This window comes from Pseudomonas sp. F-14 TE3482 (assembly GCF_053629455.1).
In genome coordinates, this window is the sequence record NZ_JBRJII010000001.1 from 3,468,634 (window position 1) to 3,493,613 (window position 24,980).

Genomic DNA, 24,980 nt, shown 5'->3' on the forward strand with positions numbered 1-24,980 from the left:
CCATCCCTTCAAGTTCAACCGAAGGCACCGGCCTTCTTGCAACAAAAAGCGTGCCGCAAAAAGGATGAACCCTTCTGGAGGAGCCGGAATGAGCAACGTGGTGGTTGTCTATCACAGTGGCTACGGGCACACCCGGGTCATGGCCGAGGCCGTGGGCCAGGGTGTGGAACGGCACTTGGGTAGCATCTGTAGGCTGATTCCGGTCGAAGAAGTGGACGATCACTGGGAACGCTTACACCGCGCCGATGCAATCATCTTTGGCGCCCCGACCTACATGGGCAGTGCTTCGGCAGCCTTCAAGGGCTTCATGGACGCTACCGCCTCGTTCTACCTGGCCCAGCCCTGGCGCGACAAACTTGCCGCCGGCTTCACCAACTCAGGCTGCCTGTGCGGCGACAAGCTCAACACCTTGCAGCAGATGGCAGTGTTCGCCGCCCAGCACTCGATGATCTGGGTCGGCCTCGACCTGCTGCCGGCGCGCAGCAGCATTGGCCTGTTCGATGGGCAGTTGAACCGTCTCGGCAGTTCGCTGGGAGCCATGGCCCAATCGAACGTCGAACAGTCCCCCGACCTTGCACCGCCGCCCGAAGACCGTCGCACTGCCGCGCATTTGGGCGAGCGGGTGGCACGCCTGGCTGAACGAATGGTCCGCACCTCTTATTAACCGCCACAAAAACCATGCATGAGGAGACATCGCCATGAGCACCTTTATTACCCGAGACGGCACCGAGATTTACTACAAGGACTGGGGCACCGGTCAGCCAATCGTCTTCAGCCACGGTTGGCCATTGAACGCTGACAGCTGGGAGTCGCAGATGATCTTCCTGGCTTCGAAAGGTTACCGGGTCATTGCCCATGATCGCCGTGGTCACGGTCGTTCGAGCCAGCCATGGTTCGGCAATGAGATGGACACTTACGCCGATGACCTGGCGCAGCTGATCGAGCATCTGGGCCTGCAAAACGCCGTGCTGTTCGGCTTCTCCACCGGCGGTGGCGAAGTGGCGCGCTACATCGGTCGCCACGGCACTGGACGCGTGGCCAAGGCCGGGCTGATTTCCTCGGTGCCGCCGTTGATGCTCAAGACCGAGGCCAACCCGGGCGGCTTGCCGCTGGAAGTGTTCGACGGTATTCGTCAGGCGTCCCTGGCCGACCGTTCGCAGCTGTACAAGGATCTGGCCAGCGGTCCGTTCTTTGGTTTCAATCGCCCGGGTGCCAAGCCGTCCCAAGGCATGATCGACTGGTTCTGGCTGCAGGGCATGATGTCCGGCCACAAGAACGCGTATGACTGCATCAAGGCGTTCTCCGAAACCGACTTTACTGAAGACCTGAAGAAGTTCGACGTGCCGACCCTGGTGGTGCATGGCGACGACGACCAGGTCGTGCCGATCGAAGCCGCCGGCATCGCCGCGGCAAAACTGGTCAAGGGCTCCATCTTGAAGGTCTACCCGGGAGCACCCCACGGCCTGACCGATACCCACAAGGATCAACTCAACGAAGATCTGCTGGCGTTCATCAAGGGCTGATCAAGATCAAAAGATCGCAGGCTGCGCCAGCGCCTACAGGGTTAAGTGAACTCCTGTAGGCGCTGGCGAAGGCTGCGATCTTTTGCTGTTGGGAGAGGGAAGAGAACGCACAGTTCGACAGCGCCAGGCAAACGGTGAAACGCCTTCGCTGCGGGTGAAGATATGGGAAAAATGCGCCTGATCGCAGAAGCCGCATTCCAGGCTGATTTGCGTCAGGGTCAGGTCGGTGTTCTGGATCAGCTGCTTGGCCCGGGCGATGCGTTGCCGGCGAATCCAGTCTTGCGGCGAGAGGCCGGTGCTGCATTTGAACGCACGGGAAAAATGACTGCGTGACAGGGCGCACGCCCGTGCCAGTTCAGTCACTTCCAGGGTTTCATCGAGATGGTCGAGGATCAGCTGCTTGGCCAGATGTTCACGCCAGGGGCTGAGCCCGCCAGTGGTTTTTTTTTGTGTTTGAGTGGCTGACGCGCTGACCGCGTTCTGCTGGAAGTGAGCCATGACAAATGTCCGTGTCGGTGGGAGCGCGCTGGTGCACTGCACGGTGGATCAGCACGTTCCCTTTTCTGAAAAAAACAGGTCTGCGCAGAGGGTTTCATTCTTGGTCGTGGGGGCTTTGGCTTGCGAGTTAAACGTTGTTAATTCCTCGATCTGGGCGGGCCGTCTCGAGTAAAGTCAGATGCTCGTCAACCTTCGTGCCTGGCCGAAATCACCATGGGATTGTGCATATGAACCGTAATGATCTGCGCCGCGTCGACATGAACCTGCTGGTGATTTTCGAGGCGTTGATGTTCGAAAAAAACCTGACCCGGGTCGCCGAAAAACTCTTCATGGGCCAACCCGCGGTGAGCGCTGCGCTGGGGCGGTTGCGTGATTTGTTCGACGATCCGTTGTTGCTGCGCAACGGTCGCGGGATGGAGCCGACCGCGCGGGCGCTGGCGATTCTCAAGGAACTGCAACCGGCGATGGACACCATCTCGGGGGCGGTCAGCCGCGCCAAGGAATTCGACCCAACGACCAGCTGCGACGTGTTTCGCATCGGGCTGTCGGACGATGCCGAGTTCGGACTTTTTCCTCCGTTGTTGCGCAAACTGCAAGAAGAAGCGCCGGGGATTGTGGTCGTGGTGCGCCGCGCCAATTATCTGCTGATGCCGGCGTTGCTCGCGTCTGGCGAGATTTCGGTGGGGGTGAGTTACACCACCGACCTGCCGGCCAATGCCAAGCGCAAACGCCTGCGCGACATTCCCTGCAAAGTGCTGCGCGGTGACGATCGTCCAGGGCCGCTGACGCTCGACGAATATTGCGCACGGCCGCACGCGATGGTGTCGTTCTCCGGTGACCTGAGCGGCAACATCGATATGGATCTGGCCAAGGTTGGCCGCTCTCGCCGCGTGGTGCTGGGCGTGCCGCAATTCAGTGGCTTGCGGGCGTTGTTGGCCGGTACCGAGATGATTGCCACGGTGCCGGATTACGCTGCGTGTGCGCTGGTCGAGGGATGTACTTTGCGCGCCGAAGATCCGCCGTTTCCTATCGACGCCGCGCAGTTATCGATGGCGTGGAGCGGGGTGCATGACAACGATCCTGCGGAGCGCTGGTTGCGTTCGCGGATCAGTCAGTTCATGTCGGTGGCGCTGGATATTCCGGTGGTTTAAGGCTGCAAATACAGGTTTTCAAAACGCCTAAACCCCTGTGGGAGCGGGCTTGCCCGCGATGAGGTCGGCACATCCTGCATTGATGTCGACTGGCAGACCGCTATCGCGGGCAAGCCCGCTCCCACAAGAATCTGTGTCTGTCTGACAGATTTGTTGAATAGTGTTGAAGATGATTTCCGGGAAGCTACAGATCCTTGCGCCGTTGCCTACGACTGCGCCAGAATCCGCCGGCTTGTGCGCTTTGGGCCTGGTCTTTATCGTTTCCGCATCGCTGCCAATCAGCGATCGGGTTTAGCGACTCGGACTATTCAAAGTGCATCAGTGCTCCAGACTTCATTGCCGACTTTTGACGTCTGCAATTGCATTATGGTGGCTGTATGCGGGAGACCCTTGGGTCTACCGGGTGCCTTTGACCGGTTCGCTAACCTGCATACAGCCGCCACCCTTATTTGTTTAGCGACAGGTTCTGGTGGTGCTATTTTCCAAAGGAGATTCACCATGTTCAAAGCCACACCTAACCCGCCAGAAACCGACGACGTTTCCCCCTACGATCCCCTCGATCCCAAAAAACTCAATGAAGCCGCCGAGCGTGCTCTTGATCACTACCTCAAACCGTCCACCGCCAAGACTTCGCGCAAACCGAGCACGATTTACACCGTCGCGCCGGGCATCGACATCGAAGAGCTACTGGCCAATGCCTGCGAATCCTTTGCCTCGGCCAAGGTGATCGCCAGCGACTGTGCCGGGTTTCTGGAGGGGTCGCAGCGCAATACGATACTGGGCGTCGCGCAGCTCATCATGCTGGGTGAACTGGCTGTGAGTCGGGCGCTGGATAGTCTGGAATTGAAGGCCAACCCGGCCCTATAACCTGAGGTCAAACGCTGATCCCTGTGGCGAGGGAGCTTGCTCCCGCTCGGCTGCGCAGCAGTCGTAAACCCTGTACACGCGGTCTACCTGATGCAATTGGGTCGAATGGTTTTGGGGCTGCTTCGCAGCCCAGCGGGAGCAAGCTCCCTCGCCACAATTCCCGCCGTACAAAGAGAGCACGTACATTCAATTTTTCCCTACCCCGTCACTGCACTATTCAGGGCAATGATTGATCAAGGGTAGGGCCATGAACGCTTCGCGATGGGATGAACAGGCTCAAGATTTCGGGCTGCTGTTTTTGCGGGTCAGTGGTGGTCTGTTTCTGCTGTGGGTTCACGGCTTGCCCAAGCTGCTGGACTTCAGTGCGCAGCTGCAACTGATCGAAGACCCGTTCCACCTCGGTGCCCACCTCACCCTGATCCTGGCGATTTTCGCCGAAGTCCTCTGCCCATTACTGATCATCGCCGGGGTGCTGGTGCGATTGGCTTGTTTGCCTATTCTCTTCGTGCTGCTGGTGGCGATGCTGATCGTGCATCCGCAATGGAGCGTGGCCGAAGGGCAGTTCGGTTGGTTGCTGTTGATTCTCTTCACCACTGTGTTTATCGCCGGGCCCGGACGGCTGGCGCTCAATGTTCGTCTCGCTGGAGCCCTCCGTTATGCCTGATTCCAATCGATTCGAAGAAGTCGTGACCCTGATCGTCAAACACCGGGTCAAGGCCGGTTTTGAAGCGGCCTATGAAGCCTGGCTGCGCAACATCGTCAGCGTGGCCGGGCAACGCGAAGGGCACTTGGGCGTGGATGTGATTCGCGGCAAGAGCGGTGGCCTCGACCTGTTCACCTGTGTGCTGCGTTTTTGCTCCACTGACGCGATGCAGCGCTGGCTCGACTCGCCGCAGCGCCAGGCGCTGGTCGATGAAGCTGCGCCGATGCTGGCCGACGGCGACCAGACCGAGGTCAACCCGGTCAATGAGTTCTGGTTCTCACCGCTGGCTGAGGCCGGTTCGCCACCGCCGCGCTGGAAGCAGGCCGTGGTGACGTTGTTGGTGATTTTGCCGCACACCTTGCTGGTGCCGCTGATCTGGGGGCCGCTGTTGCAGCTCAATGCCTTCCTGTCCAACTACGTGGTCGCCACTTTCCTGATCACCCTGACCATTGTGCTGTCGGTGGTGTACGTCTTTATGCCGCTGGCCACGCGCCTGTTCGCGCCGTGGCTGGAAGCCGGCCAGTCCCATTCCACACAGCCTTAAGGAAACGCGATGAACGCCGATCTGATTCTGTTCAATGGCCAGTTCCATACCGTTGACCGTGAGAAGCCCCTCGCCAGCGCCGTGGCGATCAGCGATGGCCGCTTCGTCGCGGTTGGTACCGATGCCGACGCCATGGCCCTGCGCGGTTCGGGCACGCAGGTCATCGACCTCAAGGGCCGTTGCGTCATCCCCGGTCTCAACGACTCGCACTTGCACCTGATCCGTGGCGGCCTGAACTACAACCTCGAATTGCGCTGGGAAGGCGTGCCGTCCCTGGCCGATGCCTTGCGCATGCTCAAGGATCAGGCCGACCGCACGCCCACGCCGCAGTGGGTGCGGGTGGTGGGTGGCTGGAACGAATTCCAGTTCGCCGAAAAGCGCATGCCGACCCTGGAAGAGCTCAACCAGGCCGCACCTGATACGCCGGTGTTCGTGCTGCATTTGTACGACCGCGCCTTGCTCAACCGCGCCGCGTTGCGTGTTGCCGGTTACACCCGCAACACGCCGAACCCGCCGGGTGGCGAGATTGTGCGCGATGCCAACGGTGAGCCGACCGGCATGCTGGTGGCGCGGCCGAACGCGATGATTTTGTACTCGACCCTGGCCAAGGGGCCGAAGTTACCGCTGGAATATCAGGTCAACTCGACCCGCCAGTTCATGCGCGAACTCAATCGCCTCGGCCTGACCAGTGCCATCGACGCCGGCGGTGGTTTCCAGAATTACCCGGACGACTACGCGGTGATCGAGCAGTTGGCCAAGGACCAGCAACTGACCGTGCGCATCGCCTACAACCTATTCACCCAGAAGCCCAAGGAAGAACTGACCGATTTCAAGAACTGGACCGGCAGCGTCAAGCTGCATCAGGGCGACGATTTCCTGCGGCACAACGGCGCCGGGGAAATGCTGGTGTTCTCGGCGGCGGATTTCGAAGACTTCCTCGAGCCGCGTCCGGACCTGCCGCAAACCATGGAAGACGAGCTGGAACCGGTGGTCCGCCACCTCGTCGAGCAGCGCTGGCCGTTCCGTTTGCATGCGACCTACAACGAATCCATCAGCCGCATGCTTGATGTGTTCGAGAAGGTCAACCGCGACATTCCCTTCAATGGTTTGCCATGGTTCTTCGACCACGCTGAAACCATCACCCCACAGAACATCGAGCGGGTGAGGGCGCTGGGCGGTGGTATCGCCATCCAGGATCGCATGGCGTTCCAGGGTGAATATTTCGCCGAGCGTTATGGCGCCCAGGCCGCCGAAAACACGCCACCGATCAAGCGCATGCTGGCCGAGGGTGTACCGGTGGGGGCCGGTACCGATGCGACTCGAGTGTCCAGCTACAATCCATGGACCTCGTTGTACTGGATGGTCAGCGGTCGCACCGTCGGTGGGCTGGCGCTGCACAGCGAAGGCCTGCCCCGGCAGACCGCGCTGGAACTGTTCACCCACGGCAGTGCCTGGTTTTCCTCCGAACAAGGCAAAAAAGGCCAGATCAAGGTCGGGCAACTGGCCGACGTCGCCGCCCTGAGCGCCGACTTCTTCAGCGTGGACGAAGAAGCCATCAAGTGGATCGAGTCGGTGTTGACTGTGGTCGGCGGCAAGGTGGTGTACGCCGCCGGCGAATTCGAAAAGCTTGGACCGCCTAGCGTGCCGGTGCTGCCGGACTGGTCGCCGGTGGTCAAGGTGCCGGGTCACTGGCGTCCGGCTTCACCGATGCAGGCACAGGTTCACCAGTGCAGCGGGCCGTGCGCGGTGCATTCCCACAGCCATGAGCGGGCGCGTTTGTCGAACGCACCGGTCAGCGATTTCCAGGGGTTCTGGGGCGCGTTTGGCTGCTCGTGTTTTGCCTTCTAGTGATTAAACAATGCGCCGGCCTGGTGTGTCGGCGCCCCTGAGGTAAGTCCATCCCCCGAGGAGTTTCACATGAGCAACGTTCCTTACAAACGTCTGAACAAAGATGATGCAGTGGTATTGCTGGTTGATCACCAGACTGGCCTGATCTCGTTGGTGCAGGATTTCTCGCCTAACGAATTCAAGAACAACGTGCTGGCCCTGGGCGACATCGCCAAGTTCTTTAACCTGCCGACTGTCCTCACCACCAGTTTCGACAGCGGCCCGAATGGTCCGATCGTGCCGGAACTCAAAGAGCAGTTCCCGGACGCTCCGTTCATTGCACGCCCGGGCCAGATCAACGCCTGGGACAACGAAGACTTCGTCAAAGCCGTGAAGGCCACCGGCCGCAAGCAGCTGATCATTGCCGGTGTTGTAACTGACGTGTGTGTGGCGTTCCCGACGTTGTCGGCACTCGCTGAAGGGTTTGAAGTGTTCGTGGTAACCGACGCCTCCGGCACTTTCAACACTACGGTGCAACAAGCGGCGTGGGCTCGCATGTCGGCTGCCGGTGCGCAACTGCTGAACTGGTTCTCGGTGGCTTGCGAGTTGCAGGGCGACTGGCGCAACGACATGGAAGGCCTGGCCAACCTGTTGTCCCAGCGCATCCCGAACTACCGCAACCTGATCAACAGCTACACGACGTTCACCGCGAAGTAAGAGGTATGGCTGCCGGCCTCGGCCGGCCGCTTGAAAAGATCGCAGGCTTCGCCAGCTCCTACATGATTGGGTACACCCGCCTGTACTCAATCCCCGTAGGAGCGGGCGAAGCCTGCGATCTTTTGATCTTTAGATTTGGGGAGTCAGAAACGAAAAAAACGGCTATAAAGCGTTTGGCTGTCAACCAGGGCGCGACAATGAACCCGTTCGAAGATATGCGTATGTTTTGCCAGGTCATGGACTCTGGCAGCTTCACGGCGGCAGCCGATCAATTAGGGTTGTCCAAGCAGTTCGTCAGCCGCCGCTTGATGCAACTGGAAGAGCGCCTCGGCGTGCGCCTGCTCAACCGTTCGACCCGGCGGTTGGACGTCACGCCGCTGGGGCAGAGTTATTACGAATCAGCCCTGCGCCTGCTCAGCGAAGTCGAGCAAGTGGAGCAGGGCATCGCCGGCCAGACCACCGAGCCTCGCGGTACCATTCGCCTGAGCGCACCGTTGTCGTTTGCCGTGGCGCATCTGGGCTGTCTGTTACCGGAGTTTTTGCAGCGTTATCGCGAGGTCACCGTGGAAGTCGACCTGAGTGATCGACCAGTGGACTTACTCGGTGAGGGCTACGATTTGGCATTGCGCATCGGAGTGCTGGAAGACTCGACACTGATCGCTCGACGCCTCGCCTCCATCGAGCGAGTGTATTGCGCCAGCCCGGAGTATCTGGCCGAGCGGGGTACGCCGCTTAAACCCGAGGATTTACACACTCATGATTGCCTGCCTTACGGCCACAGTCGTCAGGTGCAATGGCGTTTCGAGGGGCAGGGCAGGCCGCAGAACGTCAACGTCACTGGGCGGATGCGGGTCAACAATGGTGAGTTGCTCAAGGACGCGGCCATCGCCGGTATGGGCATCACGTACCTGCCGACCTTCATCGTCGACTCGGCCCTGGAGGACGGCCGACTTGTGCCGGTGCTGGATGATTTTCGCCCCGTGCCGCTGACCTTGTCAGCCGTCTACCCGCAACATCGCCAGAGGTCACGACCGGTGCAGGCGCTGATCGAGTTTTTGCGTGAGCGGTTGAATCAAGGCGAAGAGGTTTCGCCCCACCGGTGATTACAAGATCGCAACAAAGCTCGAATGGTAGTTTTGCTGACGCTGATCCAGACTCGTGCCGGCCAATCAAAGGCCTGAATTCTGGAGTGTGCAATGGAAATGCCGACAAAAGAAAAAGCCATCGCCAGCAATCGCGATGCGTGGAATGACTCCGCCCAACACCACAAAGACACCCCGGAGTGGCGGGCCTGTTTGAGTGCCGTGAGCCATGGCGATTTTTCCTGCCTGGATGACACCCTCACCGGGTTGCTTCAACAGGTCGGCGTCGCCGGCAAGGATGTGGTGCAGCTCGGCTGCAACAACGGACGCGAAAGTCTTTCACTGTTCGCCCTGGGGGCCCGTCGTGTCGTCGGCATTGACCAGTCGGAAGCCTTTCTCGATCAGGCCCGGGAGCTGGCATCCCGTTCGCCCCATGCGCCCGAATTCATCGAGGCTGACATCCATCATCTGCCGACTGATCTTCACCAGCGTTTCGATGTGGCGCTGATTACCATCGGCGTATTGAACTGGATGCCGGACATCGCTGAATTCTTGCGCCATGCCGCGCAAACCCTCAAGCCCGGCGGTGCTCTGGTGGTGTACGAAACCCACCCGTTCCTGGAAATGTTCGACCCCGAGTCAGCCGATCCCTATCGCCCGGACAGTTCGTATTTTCGCAGCGAACCTTTCGTCCAGAACCAGCCGATCGTTTACGAGGGCAAAGTCGAACAGCCCGTCTCAGCGTCTTACTGGTTCGTCCACACCCTGGGTGCCATCTTCACCGGTGCCATTGAGGCGGGGTTGCAGATCAGCCACTTCAAGGAGTACCCGCACTCCAACCGCGAAGAACTCTACGATCGGTATCAGCAGCAAAAGGCGCAGTTGCCGTTGTGCTACACGTTGGTGGCGGTGAAGCGCTGAGTGTCAGACCTGAGGAATGAGTTGCACTGACTGACGCCTTCGCGGGCAAGCCCGCTCCCACAGTGATCGCTGTCGTTCACAAATCCTTTGGTCAAAGCAGATACCTGTGGGAGCGGGCTTGCCCGCGATGGCGGCGACACGGTCCGCAGTCAAGCAACAACCATCGCTCCCACCAGCCAAAATCACGCCTGCGCCGCAGTCGCCGTCGACTGCGCAGGTTTGCGCAGCGCAGTCAGCCGCGAGCCGCTGTAGTAGGTTTCGCGGAAGAAGCGAAAGCGGCCGAACAGGTCGTAGACGTGGGTGATTCGCCCCTGTTCCTGGTAGTCCATGCGCAGGTGCATTTTCATGGCCTGGATGTTGCGGACATCGCAGACGTCCATGACCTTGTCGCAACCTTGGTCCCGCATCGCACCCCAGATATTGTACTGGGCGTCCACCGACAGGCTGGAGCCGAAGTAGAGAGGGATCATTTCACCGCCGAACTGGAAAAACTCACCCGGTTTGACCCGGAACCAGCAGCCATAATAATGCTGGTCAAAGTAGTCACTGAGGCTGCCCCAGATGAATCCGATGGCATCACCTGCCTCGTCCACATACATGTGCCCGGTGTGACCTTCGGAGGCGATCTGGGCCATGGCCTTGACGCGGTTACCGTAATACTTGGTGAAAGCGATGGCGTTCTCCTGGGTAATCGTCACCCGCTTCAAACCCGTATAGGGCCGTAGTTTGTGCGGCGCCACCGGGGTGACCAGATCGCGCCCCAGCCACAACAGTTCTCGGTGGAAGTACACATAGCGCTTCCAGAGCGTCTGGAGCGTATGCAGCAGGCCTTTTTGTTTGATTCGTTCGCGAAGCTTGGCGATGGCGCTCATGAAGTCCTCCGTGGCTGAAGCCAGGGTTGGGTGGGGAACGTTTTTTTCAATGGCGATTAATCAAGGTTGCAACGTTCGTAGGTCAATCGAGTACTGCGGTTCCTCTTCGAACGTCCTTGGCACTGCGGCATAGGACACTCTCGGAATGCCCGGAAGACGCAGCTCCAGAATGTGAGCCAGAGACTCTCCGGGGTTTAAATAGATATCGCCAAAATCGGCGCCGATATGGGTCGGGTGGACGACGATCTCCAGCAGTCCGTCGATCGGCATCGCCACGTTGCGCAGGTCTACCGGGGTGCATACGTACTGGGCGGTCGCTCCGGCGAGGCGGTTCAATCGATGATTGAGCAGTGTCTTGAACACCCGCTTGCGCACACTCAGGTTATTTCCCAGATGGCGCGCCAGTCGTACGGGCACCCCCTGGTAGGCGGCAAAGCGCGCGACGATTTCGCCGATGGGCCAGATGTTGTGCACGTGCTGATGGGAATCGATGTGGCTTGGGAGAAGGCCGTTATCCAGGCAACGTTGCCATTGAGCCTGGAGTTCCTCCAGCACCGCTTCGCGATCCAGGCGGTTGAGCCAGAGGCTGTGGCGGGGCAGGTCGAGATCGAACATGCCCTGGCTGTCGCAGAACGTCGAACGCGCGAGAATCGACGGGCTCAACGGCCGGCCATAGGTGAGGTTGAAGTGCAAGCCGATTCGCCCCTGGAGCAACGGTTGCCGGGCCAGGACGCAGGCTTCCTCGAACGCCGGCATATTGGCCATGGCGGTGGCGGAGCTGATGACCCCGGCCTGGAAGGCACCGAGGATCACTGCGTTTTCGCTCAGGCTGAGGCCGAAATCGTCAGCGTTGACTATGACTTGGCGAGGCATGTTTGCCCTCCCTGTTTTTTTCGGTGGGCGCAGGGCCTTTGTCGACACGAGTGGGTGTCGCAGGGGATGCAGGAGCAACTGATGCACGCCAGGCCCGCCACTTTTTCAACCACGGCTTGAATTGATGCCAGAGTCGCATGGTCAGCCCCAAGGCGAGGCCGCTGGGGCGCCAGGAGTAGAAGCTCCAGCGCCAGTGCTCAAGTTGCCCGGTCATGCGCTCCTGGAGTTGATGGCTGGAGTTCATCAGGCTGACCCGCGAAGCGTCGATCCAGTGCCAGTTGTCGTCCAGGCCCCAGCGAATCCACTCTTCGAGCAACACACGACCGCTGCCCAGATCGGCGTATTTGGGCAGGAACGCCAGGTTGTAGTCGTACAGCCGGCCCTCTTCCAGCAAGCCGAGCCGGTAGCTGATGCAGCGCCCGTCCACCTCCAGCAGCACCACCCGCAGCAGTCCCTGTTCGGCGAGGGCGGTGAAGGCCAGGTTGATCCATTGTCGGCTACGGTTGCTGGTGAAAATCCCCACGCCTTCGACACCTTTCCAGCTCTGTACTTCGACTTCGCTGAGGGCCTGCAATAAAGGCCCGATGGTGGCTGCGTCAGGGGTAATGCGTCGGACCTGAGCGCCATAGGCCAGGATGCGTTTACGCGCCCGGCGCAGTTTGTAGCGCGGGTCGCCGGACACTTCCTGGCGGTCGATATCGCTGATCAAATGCACCGGCACCCGGCAACTGATGCGACGTTCGCCGGTCGAGCTGTGGGCCATCCATGCGGTCAGCGTGCTTTCTTCGCCGATGGGTTCGGACAATTCGTTGAGTTGCAGCATCGCATGGGGCAAGTGACGGCGGATGATCACCAGCGCCTTGCGCATGCTGTCGGCATCGAGGCAGGTGAGCAGGGCCAGGCGATCGGTGAGGGGATAACCGAGGTGACGCAAGACCCGAAATGGCAGCCTTCCAAAGCGCTCGACGGACGCCACCAGCGGCAGGCACAAGGCCAATTCATCACCTTGCCAGCCCAGCAGAACGTGCAAGCGTTCCCCTGCGGTCAGTGCCTGTTCCGATGCGCACAGCCAGGCGAGGGTGTTGAACGGCGTATGGTCCGTCACACGCCTGCGCAACCCCTCATAAGCAGCTGCCGGAAAGTCCGGGGCGCACAGCGAGGTGCGCCATTCGAATCGAGCCATCATATTTTCACGCCACTGACTCAGGAACAGGTGAACGGGACGGTTTGCGTAGCGCATCCAGGCGTGAGTCGCTGTAACGGGTTTCACGCAAGAAACGCCAGCGACCGAATAATCGATAGACGTGCTGGATGCGTCCTTGCTCTTGATAGCCCATGCGGATGTGCAGTTTCAGCGCGGGTATGTTGCGGGCATCGCAGACATCCACGACCGTGTGGCAGCCTTGGGCCTGCATGGCTTTCCAGAGTCGCAGTTGCAGGTCCACCGAGAGCGTGGTGCCCCAATAGGCACGAGCCAGTTCGCCGCCAAATTCGAAGAATTCGCCTTTCTTTACCGGGAACGTGCAGCCGTAGAAATGCCGGTCGTGGTAATCCCGGGTGCTGCCCCAGATGAAAGCCACCGTGTCGCCTTTACCATCCAGATACATGTGCCCGGTGTAACCCTCGGTGGCCAGTTCTTCCATGATGTTGACCCGGTCGCCAAAGTGACGGGCAAAGGCTGCGGTGTTGTGCACGGTGATGGTCTTCAACTGTAGCGGTGGGTAAGGCTTGAGCTGATGGGGCGGGACCGGGCTGACCAGGTCACGCTTCATCCACAGAAGCTCCCAGTGAACGAACATGTAGCGCCTCCAAAGGAGCCGGACCGTTGCACGCAGGCCTTTTCGTTTGATGTGTTGGCGAAGTTTTTCCAAGGCATTCATATCATTGCCTCCTGACAGAGACCGGTCGCCGCTGGCGTGGTGAAACGCGCGGTCGAGAGCGGCACGGTCGTGGTGATGCAAGTTGGCGGCGTTCATGAGGCACTCCAGCTCAAGGCGAACAGGGTTTCGCCCGGCAGGTCGAAGCTGACGCGACCGTCGTGACAGGTGAACTGAGCGCTACGACTGCGGTTGTCGGCACCGAAGTACACCAACGCTCCCTTGGCCAGCGGGCACGTCGCCCCGGCCAGATCGACACGCTGCAAGCGTCCCCCTTTATTGACCCCTAACAGGCTGCGCTGGCGCTCGGTGGCCATCGCCAATACATCGACTTCGAAGGCGTCGTTGTCCAGGCGCATGACGTTTTTCAGCCAGTGCTGCTGAATGAATTGCTGGGCCAGGCCCACCGGCTTGAGTTCGAAACGATCGCCGCCCAGCACCCGCACCATGCCTTTGGGGTAGGTCGGCTCGTCGGCGGCCTGGAACCAGTTGAGCATGTCCAGCAACCCATCCTGCGCCGAGTTGATGACCACCGAAGTCCACCACAGCGAAGCAAAGTGGGTTTCCTGATCATAGGGGCTCAGGCTTGAACCGCTGGACAGGTTGGTCTGATCCAGCAGCAAGGCCTTGCGTGGCCGGCCCTTGGCATCGAGGCCCACCAGCTCGGCGGCACGGCGTACGCTGTCGCGGTAGACCCGAGTGGCCAGCAGGTCGCGAATCATCCATTCGTGCCAGGCGAGGGCGTCGATCTGCTCACCGGATTCGGCCAGCAGGCGCCGCGCCCAATCGATACCGCGCTTGTCGACGGCGTTGTCGGCGAACGGGCCGTTGACGAAGCGCGATGTGGCGGGCATGGCGATGCGCACACCCGCCTTGGCGTTGGCCGGATCGCTGCGTACCTGCCGGGCCATGCTGTTGAAAATCGACTGGTAGTCGGCGTAGCTCGAGTAGTTGAGGTTCGGCTCGTCGGCGAACGCGATGTAGTGCGTACCGGTACCGCCAAGGGCGCGAGTGGCGGCGAGCCAGGCATCGAGGCCGGCGTTGCTTTGAGTGTCGGCGCGCAAATCCGCCTGGCGCTGGCTGCCGGCCAACAGCGTGAGGTCCTGGGTGATGCCGAAGCGGTTCTGATAGAGCTGGCGGAACGCATCTTCGTGGTGCGGATTTTGCGCGGTGACGTCAACGAAACTGTAATAGGTGCCCGCCTGGGGCCTGAGGGCGTCGAGCGCTGCGAAACTGGATTGAGGGGGCAGCACGTAGGGCAAGTAAATGCCCAGGTTCGGGGTCGGGCCGAGCATTTCTTTGTGCAGGGTCAAGCGGGTCTGGCCATCGTCCTCGCGCAGCGGTTTGAGCTGCTGCGGTTTCTGGGCAAACAGATTTGCCGTGCCATCGAGCCAGAACGCGACCTTGCCGCTGCCTTGCAGGCGCAGGCGCCAGACCTGTTCGTCCTGAGTGACGGGCAATGCCACCTGATCGAACTGCCAATAGGCGCGATGGGGTTTCAGTGCCAGCGACAGCTGTTTGTTGTCGCTCACGCGCTGGGCCTGCAGGGCGTTGATCCCACCGTGAAACTTGCCGGCCAGTACGGCGTGTTCCCCGGGTGCGACCTTGAAATACAGCTCATCGCCGCCGCGGGTTTCGGCGCTGAAATGCACCTTGGCGGGGGCGAACAACGCCACTGTGCGTTCATCGTGTTCGATCGTGTAGCGGCGGAAACTGTAGCCCGGGATTTCCAGTCGATAACTGGCGGCACTCGGCGCCAGTGGCCAACTGTGCTTGCCTCGGGTTTCACTGGCGGCGATCAGGCGCTCGCCCTTGAGGTTACCGTTGCCGTCGAGCAGGTACAGGCGTTCTTCGTTGGCATCGGCCTGCCACGCCGGAGCCCAGCGAACAGTCAGCGTGTCGGGGCGATCCGTTTGCAGGTACAGGCTGCCGTCGCGAATATCAGCCCAGCGCATGGGCGCCGCCTGGGCGCTCAAACCGAGGCTCAGGCTCAACAGCAGCATGAGGCGTTTCATGCCGATTTCCGTTGCAGCATCTGAAGCATCGGAGCCACATCGCTGGGCAGGATGATCAGGGTTTGCCAGACCGGTACGCCACTCAACCGGCAATACATCACCAGCAGCGCGAGGGTGACCGCCAGGTAGGCGATGGACGATGCCGTCGCAGCGCCGACGATGCCGTAAATCGGGATCAACAACAGGTTCAGGGCCAGGTTCAGCAACGCGCCGAGGCCCATCAACAGCGAAATCGTGCCGGGGCGATTTTTGCCCAGCAAGTCCAGGCGCAAGATGCTCGCATAGCAAAGGCCGAGCAGCCCCGGCAGCAGCGCCAGCAACGCCGGGTAGGCTGGCTGATAGGCAATGCCGAACAGCGTGACGATCAGCCATTCACCGATCACCGCCATGGTCAGGCAGGCGCCGAGCATCACCGTGGCGGTCAGGCGCAGGGCCAACGGCGTCAGGCGATCCATGCCTTCGTCCTGTTGCAGCAGGCGTTTCATCAGCGGCGTGGTCACCGCCTCCGGGACGATCAGCAGCAACTCGGCAGCGGCGCTGGCCATGGCGTAATGCCCCAACGCGGTGCTGCCGAGCAGGGCGCCGATGAACAGGTAATCGGAGCGCAGAATCACTTGCTGGAACAACAGGTCCGGATGGCTGCGAGCGCTGTAGCGCAGCAGTTCATTCTGGCTGGCACGGTCCCACTGCAACTTCAAGGGCTGAGCGCGCTTGAGCCAGAACCACCCGGCCAGCACCACCAGGCTGAGGCCGGCCAGCCAACTGATCAGCGCCGCCTCCAGGGCTGCGTCTTTCCACATCCAGAACAAGGCCAGAAACAGCAGCAGTGGCGCCAGGGATTCCACCAGCCGCAAGGCATTGAACGCCACCACACCGCCCGACGCATTGTGCAAGGTCAGCAGGCCGCTCTTGAGGACGGTCAGCGGCACCGCCAGCAGCAACAGCCAGGCGAGCAATCCCAGTTGCGTGGTGATGTCGAGTTCACCACCGAACTCGCGCACCAGCGCCACCACCAGCAATGTCAGCAAACCCGCCAGCAGGCAACCGAACACCAGCACCTGGCTCAACAACAATCCCATGGGCCGTTGCTTGGCCGCCTGATACCCCACCGCCGAATTCAGCCCGCCGCTGGTGGCGGCGCTGATCAAATCGGGCAGGGTACTGAGCAACGCAAACAGACCGCGCTCGCTGGGCCCCAGAATCCGCGCCAGTAATACATTGCGCAGCAGCCGCAGGCCGATCATCGCCAGTTTGGTGCCCATGCTCAGGGCCAGGTGTTTGAGGTAATGACTGCGACTCATGGCCTGGCTCCGCGATAGATGCGCCAGGACAGCAACTCCGGATTGCGCGCCGTGCGATGGCTGATGCCGATTCGCGGCAAGGCCAATGGATCGCTGATACCCCGATAAATCCCGAGGTCGGTGCCCAGGGCAAACGGGAAGTCATGATCCGCCACGTGTTCGCGCACCCGCGCATCATGGTTGCCATTGGGGTAGCAGTAGACCGGCAGTGGCCGGTTGCAACCGTTGTGCAGGGCATTGCGGCTGCGGCTCAGTTCTTCATCCAGACGTTGATCGTCCAGGTCGGTGAGAATTGCGTGGCTGGCGCCGTGCGGACCGAAGCGGATCAATCCGCTGGCTTCCAGCGCGCGTACCTGATGCCAGTCCAGGGCCTGGGGCAACGACTCTTCAGGGCATTGATCGCTGAGCCGATTCAGTTCGCCCGATGGCAAGTTTTTCAGGCTGTGCAAAAAGTGCAAAAGCGCCAGGCTTCGGCGCTGCACATCCAGATCATCGAGCAGCACCGGTAACGGTCGCCCGATCTGTTGCAGGCATTCAATCAAATGCGTCCGGGCTTTTTCACCGTGGCTGTGCCACAGGGTTTCTCCCAGGCTTTCCCACCAGAAGCGTTGTCGGCTGCCGATGAAATCGGTGGAGAGAAAAATGCTCGCCGGCACCTGATACTTTTTCAGCAACGGGAAGGCATTCAGCGCGTTGTCGCGCCAGCCGTCGTCGAAGGTCAGCGCGATTTTTGGTCGTCCGGTCCTGATGGCGCCCGGTTGCAAGATCTCCATCAGAGGCACGCAGTCGAAGTTCTTTTTCAACCAGGCGAGCAGATGTTCGAATGCCTTCGGCCCGACGCACAGTTCATTGCGATGGGGCAGGTCGGCGGCGCGGTCATTGGCCAGCACCCGATGCAGCATCAGGATCACCCCGGCACCGTGCAGTTGATGACGGCCTACGGGCGAGTTGAGATAAAGCCAGCCACTGGTGCGTTTTAATAATTGTTTGATCGCCATGGCACGGTCCTTTCAACGATTTTGCTCGGGGTTCCATTGCGCGTACCGCTGGCCGCGCAAGAACTGCCACAGACCGATACTCATCCCGGCCAGGGTCACCAGAACAAACGCGGCGAGGCGAAAGGGTTTGGGCAAACGGTGTTGCACATCCAGCAGGCCGACGATAGCCATCGCGTAACCGAGCAGTTGCGCGATCAGGCTCAGGCGATAGAAGCCATGAACATTCCACAGCCAGACATTGCTCAGCAGCAACGGCACCAACAGGATCGGTGCCAGGCGTCGAATCAGCTTGTGGCTGATCAGTGCAATCGCATACAGGCCATACCGCCAAGGGTTCAGCAGCTCCCGGCGCTGGGCCAGGCTTTGCAGACCGCCGACGGTGACGCGCTGGCGACGGCGCCACTGTTTGGCGATTCCGTCGACGCCCTGGTCGCTCACTTGTGCTTGGGGCACATAGACGATGCGTTTGAACGCCACCGGTGCGCAGGTACTGATAAAGAAGTCATCGTTGACCTCCGCCGGCACGTGCTGGAACAACTCGCGGCGCAGGGCGAGCAGGGCGCCGTCGGCGGAGACCATGCAGCCGGTGCGATTTTCCACCTTGCGCAACCAGCCTTCGTAATGCCGATAAAGGCTGTCGCCCAGGCTCAGGCCCTTGCCCGGCACCGGGATCAGCATGTGCCCGGCACAGGCCCCGACCTGTGGATCGGCCAGGGGTGCGAGCAACTGGCCGAGGGTGTCGGTCGACCATTGGTTGTCGGCATCGGTGAACACCAGAATCTCGCCCGTGCTCAGGGCTACGGAAGCATTCAAGGTGGCTGCCTTACCCTGACGAGGCAGGTCGAGCACGCTGATGCGCGGGTCAATGACCTTGTGGGCGCAGGCCACGGTGTCGTCGGTGGAGCCGTCGCTGGCCAGAATGATCTGTAGCGAGCGCGCCTGATAATCCTGGGCGAGCAGGATGCGCAATTTCTCTTCGATATGCCGGGCTTCGTTGTGCGCGGCGATGATGATGCTGACATTCATGGGGGGGGCTGGCGCATGACGCCGCGCGCGGAACAACGGCGCGATCAGTGTCAGCAGCAGCGGATAGCCCAGCCAGGCATACACCGGCAATAACAGGCACAACCAGAAAATGAATTCAGCCACGGGCCGGCCTCCTGGCATTCCAATGACACAGGCTCAAAATGAGCGCGGCACCGGCCAGGTGCAGGCGCACCCAGTGCAGGCCCCACAGTTGCAGCATCAGGCCTATGTCATGGTGTTTCAGGCTTTGGCGCAGGCTCAGCACCAGCGCTGGCAGGCTGGTGATGAATACGATGAACAACGTCGCTTTGGGGAAACCATTGAGCAGGGCCGACAGAGCGATGAAATCCAGTGCCCAGACGCCCATCGAAAAGGCCGGGAATCGCAGCAAGCGCAGGCTCATCCCTTGGGTGCGCAGCAGTTGCAAGTGACTGCCCTGGCGCCACAACTCCTTGCCCATCCATTCACGCCAACTGCCTTCGAAACCCCAATGTAAGGCGACGCTTTGATTGACCGCGAGCAATCGCGCGCCGGCTTCACTCAGACGCAAGGTGAACGCCTTGTCTTCGCCGGTGCGCAGGGTTTCGTCGAAGCCGCCGACCTCGTCGAACCAGGTGCGGCGCATCAGCAGGTTGGCGCTGGGCAGCCATTGCACCGGGTGCAAGGCGTGAGTGGTCGGGCGGGCCATGCGGCGTTGCCAGGCCGTGGCAAACCACGGCGCTTCGACAGGAGTGTGCAAGTCCAGGGCAAGCACATCGGCCTGGCCGCCGGACTCGAGTTCGAAAAGCCGCGTCAACCAATCCTCGGGCATCTCGATATCGGCATCGATGAAGCCTAGCCATTCACCTGTCGCCACCGCCGCCCCGCGATTGCGCAGGGCGCCGATCAGCAAGCCGGGCAGCACCAGCACCTGCGCACCGAACTGGCGAGCGATGTGTGGTCCCTGATCGTCGGAGCCGTTATCGACCACAATTAACTCGCATTCCAGCCTGGCAGCCTCGACGGCCTTTTTCGCGGCAAGCAATGTACGGCCGATGTGTCGGGCCTCGTTGTACATCGGGATGACGAGGCTGATGCGGCTCATGCGCTGGCCTCCGTCGGCGGACGTTCTTCAGCCTTCAAGCGCAACACGAACGTCAGCGCGAGCATGATCCACAGGTATTTGTGATTCGGTGCGCTGAGGAACATCAAGAACAGCAGCAACGACACATAGCTCATGCTCAGGTGCGTGATCAGGTCGGCCTGTTCCCAATTTCGTCGCAGCATCCAGGCGTGACGGGCGCGGACCAGGTTGTACATCCCCAGGCCCAGCATGCCGACGAACAACAGGCCGGCGGGAATCCCCACTTCGCTGAAGATTTCCAGGTAAGTATTGTGCGCGCGGCGGTACAGGTCGGCAGGCTTGCGGTTGGCGGAAAACACCTTGGCGTAACCGGTGGTGGCGTAGTGCAGCGGGAAGGTGCCGGGGCCGGAACCGAGTAACGGGTGCTCCTGGATGATCTGGCTGCCGACCACGATGTACGACGCGCGACGGCCGAGGGATTCGTCCTGGCTCTTGGCACCGGCCTTCAAGATGCTCAAGGACTGGATGCGCGCGATGTAACCGGCCGGCATCGAGTAAATCGCCAGCGGGATGACGATCGCAAGGCCAAGCATGGCAAAACCCAAGTGACGCGGACGGATGCGCGGCAGCTGTGCACGGTAGTGCCAGGCGCCGATCATCAAGCTGAGAAAAAGCACCACCAGCCCGGAACGGGAATCGGTCTTGGTCATGCCGCCCAGCAGCAAAATGCAGCAGCCGCCCCAGAACAGTCGGTGCAACAGGTTCGGGCCGCGGATCACCAGCAGCAGCGCCAATGGCACGGCGAAGGCAATCAGCAGGGCAAAGGAGTTCGGGTCTTCCAGCAGTCCGGAGGCGCGGCCCTGGTCCTGATACTTGGTGGAGAACATGGCCAGCGCGCTGGTCGCGCTGACGCTGAGGGTCACCAACCGGGCGAACATATCGAGGTTCAACTCACGGCCGATCAGCAAGGTGATCACAAACAGAACCAGGCCGACGCTCAGATCCCGCAGATGACTCTGGGACATGTCCAGGTTATCGGTATTGATCATGCTCAACCCGTACAACACCATGAACCAGATAAGGAAGCGCCAGATGTTGCTGCGCAGGCGCTCGGACGGAATCTGGTGGATAGCCAGTTGCAACATCACGATCAGCGCCAGTGACGCACCGATGAATTTGGTGCCCGATAGCGCGCTGCCCTTGAAGAAACCTTCGAACGGCACCAGCGCCGCGATGCCCAACAAACCCCAGGCAGGTTTTCGGTACAGCACCGCGATAGCCACCAGGCCCAGTACTGCGCCTGGCGCCAGATAGGGATAAGGGCTGGCCAGCAAACCAAGGCAGACCAGGGCGAGCAGACTGACGATCGAGAGCGGAAAGATCACGCGCGTGCCTCCCGTGCAGTACGGATATAAAGCTGCGACCAGCGTTCGGCCAAGGCCTTCAGGTCGTAACGGTCCAATTGCGTACGTCTTGCGTTGTCGATCAATTCGCGAGCCAGGGCTGGTTCACTCAGCAGCGTGTCGATCTGCCGGGCGAGGGCGGCGCTGTCGGTGGGTGTCGCCAGCAGGCCGTTGTGCCGGTCCTCCAGCACATCGGGAATCCCGCCGACGCTGAACGCCACCACCGGCACTCCGGCCTGCATGGCCTCCAGCAAAATCATCGGCGTGCCCTCGGTACGCGAGCTGATCACCAGCGCATCGAGTTGCTGCCACCACCGGTTCATGTCGGTCTGATACCCCGGCAAGGTGATGCGTTTGTGCAAGCCGGCAGCGGCAATCCGCGCCAGCAAGGTTTTCTGTTCCGGGCCGTCGCCGAGCATCACGGCGTCCAGTTGCGGGTGTTGCTGACAGAGCGGAATCAGGGCATCGAGAAACAGGTCCGGGCCTTTCTCATTGCTCAGCCGACCGACGTAACCCGCCAGCCAGCGCGGGTGTGTGGCAGTGTGAGGTAGCAGGCCGCAGGCCTTTGGCAGACCATTGGGAATCACTTGCAGTTTCTCCGTCCGGACACAAGCCTTGCGGTGCAGCACGGCGATGCTTTCGGCCACGCAAACCACGCGGTGCACCGACGCCGTGCGACACAATTGCAAACTCAGCCAGCCATAAACGCGTTGCTTGCGACTGCGCGGGGTGAAACCGTGTTGCGTAATCACCAGCGGTAAGTCCAACAACGTGGCGGCCACCCAGCCAAATAACAGCCCCTTGAAATTGTGCGTGTTGATCAGCGGCTGTTCAGCTCGCCGCTGACGTAAATGACGCAGCAATTCCCTCAAACCCGTGAAGCTACGGCAGTCGACCCCAGCCCCGCGAAATCGCGCGATCAGCGCTGGCGGCGCATCGAGAAACAGCACTTGGTGCTGCCCCGGCGTCGCCAGGCAATGGTCCAGCAGCATCCGCTCAGCCCCATAGAAGCCGCCGCTGCTGATCAAATGCATGATCGGCAGAGCGCTGGCGCTGAGCGGCCCGTTCAATGGCGCACCCAATGCACGAAGCTATCCACGGTCCAGTTTTTGTGCGGGTTGGTCGGCATAACGTCTTGCTCGTTGATCACCAACAGCACCGGCAAGCCCAGTTCATGGGTAATTTGCGCTGGGTGTTTGAAGCGGTGATCGAAGAACTCACGCACGTAGACGAAGGCAATCGCCAGCAGCAGACCGGTCAGCATCCCGAACGGAATGATCAGCATCGGCTTGGGAAATGCCGCATCGGCCGGTTCGTACGGCGGGCTGAGTACCCGGGCGTTGGACATATCGTTGTCCAGCAAACCGGCGGTGCTGCTTTCGGCAAAGCGTTGGGCATAGGTGGAGAACGCTGCGTGCAGGGCATTGATCTCGGTGTCCATTTGCGCCAGTTTGCTTTGAGCCACTTGCAACTGATGGATGCGCTCCTTGAAGTCGGCGATGCGTGCGGTTTTCTGCTTGATCACCGAGGTGACAATCGCCAGGTCGTTGGTGCGCTCCTGAATCCGGTTGCTGACGATTTTCAGGAACTGCTGACGGGTGCGGGAAATCTGCTCGCGGGTCAACAGCATGGGTTCACTGCCCGGCTGGAAGACCGCCAGGTCGTTCATGTAGCGGCTGACCAGAGTGGTCAGTTGCTCACCGAGCTGCCTGATCTCGCGGTCTTCGAAAGCAATGTTGTCCACGGTGGTGGTGAAGGTGAAGGGGAAGGTGTACTCGCTGAGCCGGGACGTATTGGTGGCAGACGTCAGGGCGGTTTTCAGGTAGTCGAGCCAGCGCTGGCTTTGCAACAGGCGATCCTGATACAGGTTCAGGGCCTGTTCCTCGGTGTTGATGGCATTGAGGCGAAAGGTGATTTCTTCTTTCGGATCGGATGAAGCCACGCCTTCGAGCAACGCCAGCCGCGTGCCTTCCAGGCCATCGAGACGCACCTGATACTGCTTCTTCTTGGTTTCGTAGAAGCTCTGCGGCAGGTCGATCGATTGCAGCTCCTGACGGCTGGCCAGGTAGTTTTGCAGCAGCGCCGCGACAAACCGGGTGCCCTGGGCGGGATCGCCAAAGCTGTAGACAATGGAGATCACGTTGGAACCCGGCAGGGTTTCGATTTTCAGGTTATCGACGGCCTCTTGGGTGTAGGTATCCAGGGCGGTGTCCCGAACCGGATCGGTCTCAAGCCCGAATGCATCGCGCACCGGATTGACCACGTATTCACGCAAGGGGGTGGTCACAAAACGCTTGATCGGTTCGGTCACCAGTTTGCTGAAGATCCCGGGGTTGGGCGCGTACTCGCCTTTGTCCCGCAGGTCGCTGATGGTCTGACGGATCAGGGCCGGGGAACGCAGGATATTGCTCTCGGTTTCCATGTCCGCCAGTGACGGCGGAATGAATGAGGCATCACCTTGGGTCAGGGACGTGGTGGCGTCTCCCTGGGAGAGTTTTTTGGATTGCACGATCACCTGCGCGGTGATGTCGAAGCTCTGTTTGAGCATCAGCGGCAAGATCAGGGCGATCACTGCAAAGATCAGGAAGACGCGTTTCACCAACTGCTTGTTGGCGAAGAAAATCCTGAAGAACTCATGCAGGTAGTTTTCCTTTGGGTTCATGGTCGGTCACCTGAGCGTTAGTTGTCGCTGTCTTTGTTGTCGACGCGGTAGGCGAATCCGAAGCCCACCCCCTGGAACAACACCACGTCCGCCAGTTGCCGCGCGAGCTCACCGGCGCTGGCCAGTTTGGTCTTGGGCACGTAGAGCATGTCGTCCGGTTGCAGGTAAGCAATCTGCGACGCATCACCGGACAAGGCTTTTTCGACGTCGTAGTGCACGGCCTGCACATGGTTGCCGGTGCGGCGCATGATCACTACCGAATCGAGCCGCGCCTTGACGTTAGTGCCACGGGCCAAGGTCAAGGCTTCGAGCACCGAGACCGGTCGGCGAATCGGGTAGGAGCCCGGTTGCGCGACTTCACCCAGCACATAGATTTCGTTACCCGACGTGGATTTGAGCATGACGTCGACTTTCATCCGCCCCGGCAATTGCGCGTAGCGTTGATTGAGGAACGTTTCCAGTTGATTGACCGTCATGCCTTGCAGCGGCACGGAGCCGATTTCCGGGAAACTCGCATATCCGTCGTTGCCCACAACGATCTCCCGGCTCATGCCGGTAGCGGGGTGGTTCAGGTTGCTCTTGAGGTTTTGCTCGTCGCTCAGCGGGCTGGTCACCAGCACCGTCACCTGATTGCGATTGGGCTGAAAAAGAGATTTGCGCTCATAGGCACGCTGGATCTCCTGCCGTGCTTCGACAGCTGTCAACCCGGCGATTTTCACCGAGGTATTGGCCCCCGGCAGTTCGATGGTGCCGTCGGGCAGTACCCGTTGGGTGCCATTGAGCTGGCTGGCCGCGGTGAAGTTCAGGGCGACCTGGTCACCGGACTGAATGCGGTAAGCGCCCGAGCTACTGGTGCTGATGTGAAAGATCACATCCAGCACGTCCTTGGGCCGCAGGGTCTGTTCGACCTTGGGCATGTCGGTGGCCTGGGCATTGGCCGGCTCGGCCGTGAGGATCTGCACCGGCATCTGTTGGGTTTCACTGGTGCTGGAGCAACCTGCAAGCGGCAGCAACAGCAGGAGAAGCATTTTGGCGTTCATGGCGTCATCCTTTTCTG

Annotated in this window: 24 protein-coding genes; 10 read left to right on the plus strand and 14 right to left on the minus strand. The window is 60.6% G+C overall.

Going from position 1 to position 24,980, the window contains the following annotated elements; all coding sequences use genetic code 11:
* Nucleotides 1–88 precede the first annotated feature (88 nt).
* Together AB7M26_RS15625 and AB7M26_RS15630 are read left to right on the plus strand one after the other, a co-directional pair.
* Complete coding sequence (locus tag AB7M26_RS15625) at nucleotides 89–664, plus strand: flavodoxin family protein (RefSeq protein WP_007900790.1); 576 nt, start codon at nucleotides 89–91, stop codon at nucleotides 662–664.
* A 34-nt stretch (nucleotides 665–698) separates the two neighbouring features.
* A complete protein-coding gene (locus AB7M26_RS15630; protein WP_123497651.1) occupies nucleotides 699–1,523 on the plus strand; it encodes an alpha/beta fold hydrolase in 825 nt (274 codons plus the stop codon).
* Between the two features lie 33 nt (nucleotides 1,524–1,556).
* On the opposite strand, the gene AB7M26_RS15635 is transcribed toward AB7M26_RS15630, so the two are convergent.
* A complete protein-coding gene (locus tag AB7M26_RS15635) occupies nucleotides 1,557–2,021 on the minus strand; it encodes a helix-turn-helix domain-containing protein (RefSeq protein ID WP_429385124.1) in 465 nt (154 codons plus the stop codon).
* Between the two features lie 227 nt (nucleotides 2,022–2,248).
* Here AB7M26_RS15635 and AB7M26_RS15640 point away from each other — a divergent pair, with 227 nt between their 5' ends.
* From AB7M26_RS15640 to AB7M26_RS15675, 8 genes are all read left to right on the plus strand, one after another.
* Nucleotides 2,249–3,172, plus strand: a complete 924-nt coding sequence (locus tag AB7M26_RS15640) for a LysR family transcriptional regulator (protein ID WP_123497647.1) — start codon at nucleotides 2,249–2,251, stop codon at nucleotides 3,170–3,172.
* Nucleotides 3,173–3,670: 498 nt separating this feature from the next.
* The gene (locus tag AB7M26_RS15645; protein WP_429379470.1) at nucleotides 3,671–4,039 is read left to right on the plus strand and encodes a DUF6124 family protein; all 369 of its coding nucleotides are present in this window, start codon (nucleotides 3,671–3,673) and stop codon (nucleotides 4,037–4,039) included.
* Between the two features lie 247 nt (nucleotides 4,040–4,286).
* Nucleotides 4,287–4,703 (plus strand): DoxX family protein, encoded by a 417-nt coding sequence (locus AB7M26_RS15650; RefSeq protein WP_429385127.1) that lies wholly within the window; start codon nucleotides 4,287–4,289, stop codon nucleotides 4,701–4,703.
* Nucleotides 4,696–5,286 carry an antibiotic biosynthesis monooxygenase gene (locus AB7M26_RS15655; RefSeq protein WP_123497641.1) on the plus strand — a complete coding sequence of 197 codons (591 nt, stop codon included), beginning with the start codon at nucleotides 4,696–4,698 and terminating at the stop codon, nucleotides 5,284–5,286. The genes AB7M26_RS15650 and AB7M26_RS15655 overlap by 8 nt, the downstream gene beginning before the upstream one ends.
* 9 nt (nucleotides 5,287–5,295) lie before the next feature.
* Nucleotides 5,296–7,134: an amidohydrolase gene (locus tag AB7M26_RS15660; RefSeq protein ID WP_123497639.1), complete on the plus strand. Its 1,839-nt coding sequence runs from the start codon at nucleotides 5,296–5,298 to the stop codon at nucleotides 7,132–7,134.
* 69 nt (nucleotides 7,135–7,203) lie between these two features.
* Nucleotides 7,204–7,830 (plus strand): isochorismate family cysteine hydrolase YcaC, encoded by a 627-nt coding sequence (ycaC, locus tag AB7M26_RS15665; RefSeq protein ID WP_007900772.1) that lies wholly within the window; start codon nucleotides 7,204–7,206, stop codon nucleotides 7,828–7,830.
* Nucleotides 7,831–8,027: 197 nt separating this feature from the next.
* Nucleotides 8,028–8,933, plus strand: coding sequence for a LysR family transcriptional regulator (locus AB7M26_RS15670; RefSeq protein ID WP_429385129.1), 906 nt, complete (start codon nucleotides 8,028–8,030; stop codon nucleotides 8,931–8,933).
* A gap of 93 nt (nucleotides 8,934–9,026) precedes the next feature.
* Nucleotides 9,027–9,833 (plus strand): class I SAM-dependent methyltransferase, encoded by an 807-nt coding sequence (locus AB7M26_RS15675; RefSeq protein ID WP_429379479.1) that lies wholly within the window; start codon nucleotides 9,027–9,029, stop codon nucleotides 9,831–9,833.
* Nucleotides 9,834–10,015: 182 nt separating this feature from the next.
* On the opposite strand, the gene AB7M26_RS15680 is transcribed toward AB7M26_RS15675, so the two are convergent.
* From AB7M26_RS15680 to AB7M26_RS15740, 13 genes are all read right to left on the minus strand, one after another.
* A complete protein-coding gene (locus AB7M26_RS15680) occupies nucleotides 10,016–10,705 on the minus strand; it encodes an N-acetyltransferase (protein ID WP_429385131.1) in 690 nt (229 codons plus the stop codon).
* A gap of 60 nt (nucleotides 10,706–10,765) precedes the next feature.
* The gene (locus tag AB7M26_RS15685) at nucleotides 10,766–11,578 is read right to left on the minus strand and encodes a ChbG/HpnK family deacetylase (protein ID WP_123497814.1); all 813 of its coding nucleotides are present in this window, start codon (nucleotides 11,576–11,578) and stop codon (nucleotides 10,766–10,768) included.
* On the minus strand, nucleotides 11,550–12,764 hold the full coding sequence (locus tag AB7M26_RS15690; RefSeq protein WP_429379482.1) for a GNAT family N-acetyltransferase: 1,215 nt from the start codon (nucleotides 12,762–12,764) through the stop codon (nucleotides 11,550–11,552). The genes AB7M26_RS15685 and AB7M26_RS15690 overlap by 29 nt, the downstream gene beginning before the upstream one ends.
* A gap of 4 nt (nucleotides 12,765–12,768) precedes the next feature.
* Entirely contained in the window at nucleotides 12,769–13,458 is a 690-nt protein-coding gene (locus AB7M26_RS15695) for a GNAT family N-acetyltransferase (RefSeq protein WP_429388853.1), read from the minus strand.
* A 92-nt stretch (nucleotides 13,459–13,550) separates the two neighbouring features.
* Complete coding sequence (locus AB7M26_RS15700) at nucleotides 13,551–15,470, minus strand: hypothetical protein (protein ID WP_429385132.1); 1,920 nt, start codon at nucleotides 15,468–15,470, stop codon at nucleotides 13,551–13,553.
* Entirely contained in the window at nucleotides 15,467–16,771 is a 1,305-nt protein-coding gene (locus AB7M26_RS15705; protein ID WP_063340325.1) for a lipopolysaccharide biosynthesis protein, read from the minus strand. The genes AB7M26_RS15700 and AB7M26_RS15705 overlap by 4 nt, the downstream gene beginning before the upstream one ends.
* On the minus strand, nucleotides 16,768–17,769 hold the full coding sequence (locus AB7M26_RS15710) for a polysaccharide deacetylase family protein (RefSeq protein WP_429385133.1): 1,002 nt from the start codon (nucleotides 17,767–17,769) through the stop codon (nucleotides 16,768–16,770). The genes AB7M26_RS15705 and AB7M26_RS15710 overlap by 4 nt, the downstream gene beginning before the upstream one ends.
* A 12-nt stretch (nucleotides 17,770–17,781) precedes the next feature.
* Nucleotides 17,782–18,918 (minus strand): glycosyltransferase, encoded by a 1,137-nt coding sequence (locus AB7M26_RS15715; RefSeq protein ID WP_429385134.1) that lies wholly within the window; start codon nucleotides 18,916–18,918, stop codon nucleotides 17,782–17,784.
* Nucleotides 18,911–19,879: a glycosyltransferase family 2 protein gene (locus tag AB7M26_RS15720; RefSeq protein WP_429385136.1), complete on the minus strand. Its 969-nt coding sequence runs from the start codon at nucleotides 19,877–19,879 to the stop codon at nucleotides 18,911–18,913. The genes AB7M26_RS15715 and AB7M26_RS15720 overlap by 8 nt, the downstream gene beginning before the upstream one ends.
* The gene (locus tag AB7M26_RS15725) at nucleotides 19,876–21,243 is read right to left on the minus strand and encodes an O-antigen ligase family protein (RefSeq protein WP_429385138.1); all 1,368 of its coding nucleotides are present in this window, start codon (nucleotides 21,241–21,243) and stop codon (nucleotides 19,876–19,878) included. The genes AB7M26_RS15720 and AB7M26_RS15725 overlap by 4 nt, the downstream gene beginning before the upstream one ends.
* On the minus strand, nucleotides 21,240–22,295 hold the full coding sequence (locus AB7M26_RS15730; RefSeq protein ID WP_429379691.1) for a glycosyltransferase family 4 protein: 1,056 nt from the start codon (nucleotides 22,293–22,295) through the stop codon (nucleotides 21,240–21,242). The genes AB7M26_RS15725 and AB7M26_RS15730 overlap by 4 nt, the downstream gene beginning before the upstream one ends.
* A gap of 32 nt (nucleotides 22,296–22,327) precedes the next feature.
* On the minus strand, nucleotides 22,328–23,923 hold the full coding sequence (locus AB7M26_RS15735) for a GumC family protein (protein WP_429385139.1): 1,596 nt from the start codon (nucleotides 23,921–23,923) through the stop codon (nucleotides 22,328–22,330).
* Between the two features lie 17 nt (nucleotides 23,924–23,940).
* Complete coding sequence (locus AB7M26_RS15740) at nucleotides 23,941–24,963, minus strand: polysaccharide biosynthesis/export family protein (RefSeq protein ID WP_123497615.1); 1,023 nt, start codon at nucleotides 24,961–24,963, stop codon at nucleotides 23,941–23,943.
* Nucleotides 24,964–24,980 lie beyond the last annotated feature (17 nt).

Bases quoted from the DNA above. Each gene is read 5' to 3' on its own strand.
- AB7M26_RS15625 (WP_007900790.1), top strand. From the start codon at position 89: ATGAGCAACGTGGTGGTTGTCTATCACAGTGGCTACGGGCACACCCGG.
- AB7M26_RS15630 (WP_123497651.1), top strand. From the start codon at position 699: ATGAGCACCTTTATTACCCGAGACGGCACCGAGATTTACTACAAGGAC.
- AB7M26_RS15635 (WP_429385124.1), bottom strand. From the start codon at position 2,021: ATGGCTCACTTCCAGCAGAACGCGGTCAGCGCGTCAGCCACTCAAACA.
- AB7M26_RS15640 (WP_123497647.1), top strand. From the start codon at position 2,249: ATGAACCGTAATGATCTGCGCCGCGTCGACATGAACCTGCTGGTGATT.
- AB7M26_RS15645 (WP_429379470.1), top strand. From the start codon at position 3,671: ATGTTCAAAGCCACACCTAACCCGCCAGAAACCGACGACGTTTCCCCC.
- AB7M26_RS15650 (WP_429385127.1), top strand. From the start codon at position 4,287: ATGAACGCTTCGCGATGGGATGAACAGGCTCAAGATTTCGGGCTGCTG.
- AB7M26_RS15655 (WP_123497641.1), top strand. From the start codon at position 4,696: ATGCCTGATTCCAATCGATTCGAAGAAGTCGTGACCCTGATCGTCAAA.
- AB7M26_RS15660 (WP_123497639.1), top strand. From the start codon at position 5,296: ATGAACGCCGATCTGATTCTGTTCAATGGCCAGTTCCATACCGTTGAC.
- ycaC (WP_007900772.1), top strand. From the start codon at position 7,204: ATGAGCAACGTTCCTTACAAACGTCTGAACAAAGATGATGCAGTGGTA.
- AB7M26_RS15670 (WP_429385129.1), top strand. From the start codon at position 8,028: ATGAACCCGTTCGAAGATATGCGTATGTTTTGCCAGGTCATGGACTCT.
- AB7M26_RS15675 (WP_429379479.1), top strand. From the start codon at position 9,027: ATGGAAATGCCGACAAAAGAAAAAGCCATCGCCAGCAATCGCGATGCG.
- AB7M26_RS15680 (WP_429385131.1), bottom strand. From the start codon at position 10,705: ATGAGCGCCATCGCCAAGCTTCGCGAACGAATCAAACAAAAAGGCCTG.
- AB7M26_RS15685 (WP_123497814.1), bottom strand. From the start codon at position 11,578: ATGCCTCGCCAAGTCATAGTCAACGCTGACGATTTCGGCCTCAGCCTG.
- AB7M26_RS15690 (WP_429379482.1), bottom strand. From the start codon at position 12,764: ATGATGGCTCGATTCGAATGGCGCACCTCGCTGTGCGCCCCGGACTTT.
- AB7M26_RS15695 (WP_429388853.1), bottom strand. From the start codon at position 13,458: ATGAATGCCTTGGAAAAACTTCGCCAACACATCAAACGAAAAGGCCTG.
- AB7M26_RS15700 (WP_429385132.1), bottom strand. From the start codon at position 15,470: ATGAAACGCCTCATGCTGCTGTTGAGCCTGAGCCTCGGTTTGAGCGCC.
- AB7M26_RS15705 (WP_063340325.1), bottom strand. From the start codon at position 16,771: ATGAGTCGCAGTCATTACCTCAAACACCTGGCCCTGAGCATGGGCACC.
- AB7M26_RS15710 (WP_429385133.1), bottom strand. From the start codon at position 17,769: ATGGCGATCAAACAATTATTAAAACGCACCAGTGGCTGGCTTTATCTC.
- AB7M26_RS15720 (WP_429385136.1), bottom strand. From the start codon at position 19,879: ATGAGCCGCATCAGCCTCGTCATCCCGATGTACAACGAGGCCCGACAC.
- AB7M26_RS15730 (WP_429379691.1), bottom strand. From the start codon at position 22,295: ATGCATTTGATCAGCAGCGGCGGCTTCTATGGGGCTGAGCGGATGCTG.
- AB7M26_RS15735 (WP_429385139.1), bottom strand. From the start codon at position 23,923: ATGAACCCAAAGGAAAACTACCTGCATGAGTTCTTCAGGATTTTCTTC.
- AB7M26_RS15740 (WP_123497615.1), bottom strand. From the start codon at position 24,963: ATGAACGCCAAAATGCTTCTCCTGCTGTTGCTGCCGCTTGCAGGTTGC.